Origin of the sequence: Streptococcus infantis, from assembly GCF_047460405.1 — a bacterium.
Taxonomy (GTDB): domain Bacteria; phylum Bacillota; class Bacilli; order Lactobacillales; family Streptococcaceae; genus Streptococcus; species Streptococcus infantis_Q.
The window spans coordinates 1-1,479 of record NZ_JASHGH010000040.1 but is presented as its reverse complement, the minus strand read 5'-3'; the positions used below and the strand labels follow the sequence as shown (position 1 = coordinate 1,479).

Here is a 1,479-nt window from a genome sequence, read left to right as displayed (position 1 = left end):
TTACAGGTACAGCCGAAGCAGGTTCAACAGTTGAAGTAACACTTCCAGATGGCACTAAAGCAACAGCAACAGCTGACAAAGATGGTAACTTCAGCGTTCCAGTTAGCGGATTGGAAGAAGGTCAAACCGTCTCTGTGACAGCAAAAGATGCTTCAAACAACACATCAGCACCAACTACAGCAACAGTAGCGAAAGCCGATGATACCAAAGCACCAGACGCACCAAGTGTGAACCCAGTTAAAGCAGGAGATAAAGCAGTTACAGGTACAGCAGAAGCAGGTTCAACCGTAGAAGTCACTCTTCCAGATGGCACTAAAGCAACCGCAACAGCTGACAAAGATGGCAACTTCAGTGTTCCAGTAAGTGGCTTGGAAGAAGGTCAAACCGTCTCTGTGACAGCAAAAGATGCTTCAAACAACACATCAGCACCAACTACAGCAACAGTAGCGAAAGCCGATGATACCAAAGCACCAGATGCACCAAGTGTGAACCCAGTTAAAGCAGGAGATAAAGCAGTTACAGGTACAGCAGAAGCAGGTTCAACCGTAGAAGTCACTCTTCCAGATGGCACTAAAGCAACCGCAACAGCTGACAAAGATGGCAACTTCAGTGTTCCAGTAAGTGGCTTGGAAGAAGGTCAAACCGTCTCTGTGACAGCAAAAGATGCTTCAAACAACACATCAGCACCAACTACAGCAACAGTAGCGAAAGCCGATGATACCAAAGCACCAGATGCACCAGTTGTGAACGATGTTAAAGAAGGTGATAAAGCTGTTTCAGGAACAGCAGAACCAGGAACAATCGTTGAAATCACTCTTCCAAATAGTGAAACAGTTACTGTTACTACAAATGAAGCTGGTCTCTTCTATCTTCCAGTTATGGGCTTGAAAGCTGGTGATAAAGTGACTGCCGTAGCAAAAGATGCATCAGGCAATACATCAACTCCAACAGAGAAAACAGTTGGTAAAGGTGATGGTAAGGATGCGGATAATGTTAAAGTACCAGCTCTTACTCCAGTAGTAGATCCTAACAACTTGACAGATGCAGAAAAAGCTAAAGTAGCTGAAGAAGTTAAGAAAGCTAACCCAACTGCGACAGATGTTAAAGTTAACAATGACGGATCAGTATCTGTAACTTACCCGGATGGATCAGTGGCGACATTAACACCAGTGAAGACAGTTAAAGAGTCTGAAGCAAATGGAGCTAAAGTACCAGCTCTTACTCCAGTAGTAGATCCTAACAACTTGACAGATGCAGAAAAAGCTAAAGTAGCTGAAGAAGTTAAGAAAGCTAACCCAACTGCGACAGATGTTAAAGTTAACAATGACGGATCAGTATCTGTAACTTACCCAGATGGATCAGTGGCGACATTAACACCAGTGAAGACAGTTAAAGAGTCTGAAGCAAATGGAGCTAAAGTACCAGCTCTTACTCCAGTAGTAGATCCTAACAACTTGACAGATGCAGAAAAAGCTAAAG

General features: G+C 43.7%; 1 protein-coding gene. It reads left to right on the top strand.

All coding sequences use genetic code 11. The annotated features are described in order from the left end of the window. A partial coding sequence (locus tag QM928_RS09830; RefSeq protein WP_414322004.1) for an Ig-like domain-containing protein occupies positions 1-1,479 on the top strand: 1,479 nt, incomplete at both ends.